5 protein-coding genes are annotated in these 4,959 nt (G+C 58.1%); 3 read left to right on the top strand and 2 right to left on the bottom strand.

Annotation, left to right across the window (positions count from 1 at the left end):
• Positions 1-115: 115 nt before the first annotated feature.
• Positions 116-775 carry a divalent metal cation transporter gene (locus AWB74_RS43285; RefSeq protein WP_235024938.1) on the bottom strand — a complete coding sequence of 220 codons (660 nt, stop codon included), beginning with the start codon at positions 773-775 and terminating at the stop codon, positions 116-118.
• Between the two features lie 541 nt (positions 776-1,316).
• Here AWB74_RS43285 and AWB74_RS43290 point away from each other — a divergent pair.
• From AWB74_RS43290 to AWB74_RS43300, 3 genes are all read left to right on the top strand, one after another.
• A complete protein-coding gene (locus AWB74_RS43290) occupies positions 1,317-3,542 on the top strand; it encodes an amylo-alpha-1,6-glucosidase (RefSeq protein ID WP_061152629.1) in 2,226 nt (741 codons plus the stop codon).
• A gap of 170 nt (positions 3,543-3,712) precedes the next feature.
• Positions 3,713-3,922 carry a DUF2934 domain-containing protein gene (locus AWB74_RS43295; protein ID WP_087039568.1) on the top strand — a complete coding sequence of 70 codons (210 nt, stop codon included), beginning with the start codon at positions 3,713-3,715 and terminating at the stop codon, positions 3,920-3,922.
• Positions 3,923-4,074: 152 nt separating this feature from the next.
• Positions 4,075-4,317, top strand: coding sequence for a DUF6429 family protein (locus AWB74_RS43300; RefSeq protein WP_061152630.1), 243 nt, complete (start codon positions 4,075-4,077; stop codon positions 4,315-4,317).
• A 33-nt stretch (positions 4,318-4,350) separates the two neighbouring features.
• Here the strand turns inward: AWB74_RS43300 and AWB74_RS43305 are convergent.
• The coding region (locus AWB74_RS43305; protein ID WP_143749509.1) for a c-type cytochrome at positions 4,351-4,959 on the bottom strand (609 nt) is incomplete at its 5' end.

Here is a 4,959-nt window from a genome sequence, read left to right on the forward strand (position 1 = left end):
CCGGGCGGGTAGTTTTCATCGAATCAATACTGGTGTGAGATAAAAAACACCATGCGCGTTTCTTCGAGATCTTGCCTTGCGCGACGTCGCCGGCCCGATCCATGCCGCCAATCTTTCAATGCTTCATGGCACGCGTCGGACATCTCGACCGATCCATGCGCGGATACTCGCGAGCGAAAACGTGCACGTGGAAACCGTGGATTTTACGAGCCGTGAGGACCGCGCTTTCCAATGCGGTCTCCATCTGCATGTTGATCGCTGCGGCCGCGACACTGCCGTCGATGACGAGGATGACACCGACGTACGCAAACATCGCGAGCGTCAGCCACTTGAGCACCCGGGCATAACGCGCATAGGGAATGCACCATTGCAGCGCGAGCGACGCGCCGCCCGATGCGAGCGTGAGCCATGCGACTGAACCGCCGCAGAACACGCGTAGCGCGATGCCCATCGCAAGAACATCGACAGCGATATTGAACGTATTGGCGAGCAGAAACCGCCCAACGCCAAAGTAGAAGAACAGCGGCGAATAATGTTCGCGCATGTTCACCGTCAGTCCGCGGCCAGTAATCGCAGCAACTCGACTCGCGATCAACTGCAGCGCGACGGTCAACGGATAAGTGAGGACACACACCCACAGCATGTCGAACCCATACCATGCGCCGGCGAGTGAATACGTCGCGAGGCCGCTCGGGTCGTTGTCCGACGCGGTCGTAACGAGCCCCGGGCCAACGTCGGCCGCCCACGAACGGGCCGCCCGGGTGCTGCCCCGCATCCTGCTATCGGGCTTGTTGTGAAGAAAGCGCATCGGGCAAGTCAGCGACTGATTAGCCGATACTGCGCACGAAACGTTCCTCTCTCGCACGTTCAACCGGAATTCCGCATCCTGCGCCTCGGAGTACGCGTTGATGCTCGCGCTCTATATTGCCGCGCTACAACCGTCTTCGAGCGCACCGCATTCTGGACATCCGATAGTCATCGTTTGCTTGACTGATGTTGATCTGGTTTGAGCGAGTGGCGCTGCAAGATCTAATGCTTTCCAATCGTCGCGTGGGAATCGTCGCTTTCGTACGATTCACTATAAGCGCTTGCGCCTGTTTGGCTGGCAATCGGCGATCCAAGCACGCTGTTTGCTCCGCGATTTGAAGCGATCAAAGGTTCGTGCAACGGGTCGTCAGTCATAGGGTACGCGTGCATTGAGCCGCCGCGGCCATTTGAAATGTTGCGGGCCTAGAATGAGGGGAGGGGCGATGCGAACCGAGCGGTATCGGTTGCTTAGCGGTTTTCCCGCATGACCCGCAGTAAAGGAGGTGCAGATGTCGCTCGAGGTCAAAGTAGGACCGCCGCAGCTTGCCATCCACCAAGGCCATGCTGTTCTCTTGACCGAACCGGATGGTCAGATCGTCGGGAGAACAAAAAAAGGTTTATATTTCTTCGATACTCGCGTGATCAGCAGCTGGACCGTTTACGCGAACGGTGAGCCGTGGGATCTTCTCAACGGCGGAACGACGGCCGCTTTCGCTGCGCGCATTTTTCTGACGAACCGTGCACTATCGACCGAGGCTGGCGAGGTCTTGCCGCATACACTCGGGCTCACGCTCAGTCGTGAGATCGGCGGCGGCTTGCACGAAGATATCGACCTTAATAACTACAGTAACTCAAAGGTAAGCTTCAACCTCGAGATAGCGATACGCAGTGACTTTGCCGATATTTTTGAGGTGAAGTCGGGAGACTTCGTCCGGCGCGGCCGCATCACGACGACATGGTCTGAATCCCAGCGGCGTCTTACCACCGCGTATCGCAACGAGGGTTTCGTTCGCACGATTGAAGTAACGGTCGATAACAACGATACCGCGGCCGCCTACTCGAATGGCCGTATCTCCTTCGACATTACGATAGAGCACGCCGCACGCTGGCACTGCTGCCTTCGATACGATCTCTCGGACGGCTGCGAACGCTTCTCGGCACCGAGCATTTGCTGCGGTGACGACGACGATGCTTCAGAAAATAGCGCGCGGCTTAAACGGTGGCAAGGCACTGTGCTCAAACTGGATAGCAGCAATGACACGGTCCGCCGCCTGTTTCGCCAGGCCACTGATGATCTGTCCGCGCTTCGCCTGCGGGTGCTAGTCCCTACCCCCGGCGCTGATGTCGCACATGTAGTGCCGGCCGCGGGACTGCCATGGTTCGTTGCCTTGTTCGGACGCGACAGCTTGATCGCTTCGCTGCAGACGTCATTGGTCTATCCGGCTTTTGCGCACGGAACGCTGGAAGTACTGGGTGCGCGTCAGGCAACTGAGTGGGATGACTATCGTGACGCGGAGCCCGGCAAGATCATGCATGAACTGCGCCTTGGCGAGCTGGCTTATCTCGGCCGAATTCCCCACACACCATATTACGGGACGGCGGACGCAACGCCGCTCTACCTCATTACGCTGCATACGGCGTGGTGCTGCACGGGAGACCTTGCGCTGCTGAGACGGCACCTGCCAACCGCCGAACGCTGTCTCAGCTGGATCGACAAGTATGGCGATCAGGACGGCGATGGTTTCCAGGAATACGCTACGCGCTCGCCGGCCGGCCTCGAGAATCAGAGCTGGAAGGATGCGGGCGAAGCTATCGTCTATCCGGACGGAAAACCGGTTCAAGCCCCGAAAGCCACATGCGAACTGCAAGGCTACGTTTATGATGCGTGGCTGCGAATGGCGAAGATCTATGATGTGCTGGGCGACAAGGCCCGTTCGAGCACCTTGCGAGAAAAGGCTGCCGATCTCTTCGTACGATTCAACGCCGATTTTTGGGATGAAGAAACTGGTTTCTACGCGCTCGCACTCGATGGCGACAAGAAAAAGGTGCTGAGCGTTGCTTCCAATCCAGGCCACTGCTTGTGGTCCGGGATCGTGCCCCCGGATCGCGCAGGTCGGGTCGTCGCGCGGCTCATGCAGGAGGACATGTGGAGCGGTTGGGGCATACGAACGCTTTCGGCCGACCATCCGACTTACAATCCCTACTCCTACCAGAATGGCGCAGTGTGGCCGCACGACAATGGCCTCATCGCCGAAGGCTTCAAACGTTACGGCTATGCGACGCAAGCCGGCGAGATCGCACACGATGTATATGAGGCCGGACGCTTTTTCGCGCTCAATCAACTACCCGAACTCTATGCAGGTCTTCGCCGCAACGGATCGAACTTTCCCGTCCAATACCTCGGCGCGAATGTTCCCCAGGCCTGGGCGGCGGGATCAGTCTTCTCACTTCTGTATGCCATGCTTGGCTTTCAACCGGATGCGCCGAACAAGACGCTGTTCGTCGATCCGGACCTGCCGCCTTGGCTGAGCGACATTAAGCTCAAGGATTTGCATCTCGGCGAGCAAATATTCGATATCCGCTTTCGGCGAGCAGACGATAAGACTTATTTTGAGGTGTTGAAAGGTAACCGTGACGCGGTCGCTCGTCGCGACATCCGAGTTTGGCGAGAGCTGCTAACACGGCCCGAGAACGGTGCTGCCCCTGGTTCAAAGACACACTCGTCGACCTCTTGAAAGCAGCGGTAGCTTCGGGAAACGTCCTAATTGGCGTCTCAGTCACGATCTGTCACGATCACAGTGTTTCCGGGTCATCTATCGCCATCAAATCGTGCTCGCTTCGACCACATCGTGCTGGATTTCACGCGTCACTCCGTTTGGCCGGACCGACTCACGAGGAGCGAGACATGAAAGTCCCTATTACCGAAGAGCAAATACGCGCATTGGCCTATCGCCTCTGGGAAGAAGCAGGTTGCCCAGAAGGGGGAGACGAGCAATTCTGGCATCAAGCGCGCAAACAACTCGAAACTTCGTCTGACGCCTCGCAGACCGCGGACGAAACAGACGACAAAGGTACCACGGACTTGCCACGGACAAGCAGCGATGAACGAACTTGAGCTGGCGATGATTGCGGCACATCGCCGGCGCGATATCGAAACTCAAAAGGCATTAACTGGCGATCGCCACGTTCTTTGAGGGGAGCGAAGCGATTCGTTGCCAGTCTCGAACGGTTTTGTATGCAGGTCCGGGAGGTCGCGGGGGAAGCATCATGAACATCAACACCGACGCAATTGATGACGTCGCCCTGGCACTTTTGTACCTAACGCTGCATGACCGATACCGCGCGTGGAAGAGTTTCGACTGGGACGTGCTGAACCGACTCTACGAACGGGGTTTCATCGAAGACCCGGTCAACAAAACGAAGTCCGTTATCTTTACCGAAGAAGGGCTGCGCGAGTCCGAGCGGCTCTTTAGTCAACATTTCGTTATTCCAGAAAGACCAGGAAATTGATTCAACAAACTTCTAACTCACGACAGTAGCGCGTCATTTGTGGATGCTCTCTCTGAGCGACGCGACGTCACGAGAAGTGACGGGCGCGGCTTCATTTCCCCACATGCTGCGCACGAAGGTCAACACGTGCGCGATTTCCTCGCTGGTGAGCTTCGGTCCGAACGCGGGCATCTTCTCCGGTTGCGGCCCGCCCTCAGTATGGGGTGCCCTGCCCCCCTCCACCACGAGGCGCACAAGCGAAGTGACTTCGGGCGCGAGCACGGTCGGGTTGCCCGCCAGCCGGGGATATTTGTTAGGTTTGCCCATTCCCTCGACGCCGTGGCACTTCGCGCAGAACGACAGGAAGATGCCGGCACCTGGCCGCTCCATCGCGCCTGTGCGTAATGCTTGCACGCTCATGCGCGCAACACTAGACCGAGGCGCGTACGCGGAGGCAGGCTTCTGAGCGGGCAGATCCTTCAAATACCGCGCAATCGCCGCCAGGTCGCCGTCAGTCATGTATTGCGTGCTGTCCTCGACGACCTGCACCATGCTGCCAAAGGGAACGAGTCCTCCGCCGTGACCGTGCTTCAAGAAAGCGGCGATGTCCTCCGCACGAATGCGGCCCAGCCCCGAGCCAACATCAGTGGTCAGATTCGGGGC

It is taken from the genome of Caballeronia arvi, from assembly GCF_001544695.2.
Classification (GTDB): Bacteria; Pseudomonadota; Gammaproteobacteria; order Burkholderiales; family Burkholderiaceae; genus Caballeronia; species Caballeronia arvi.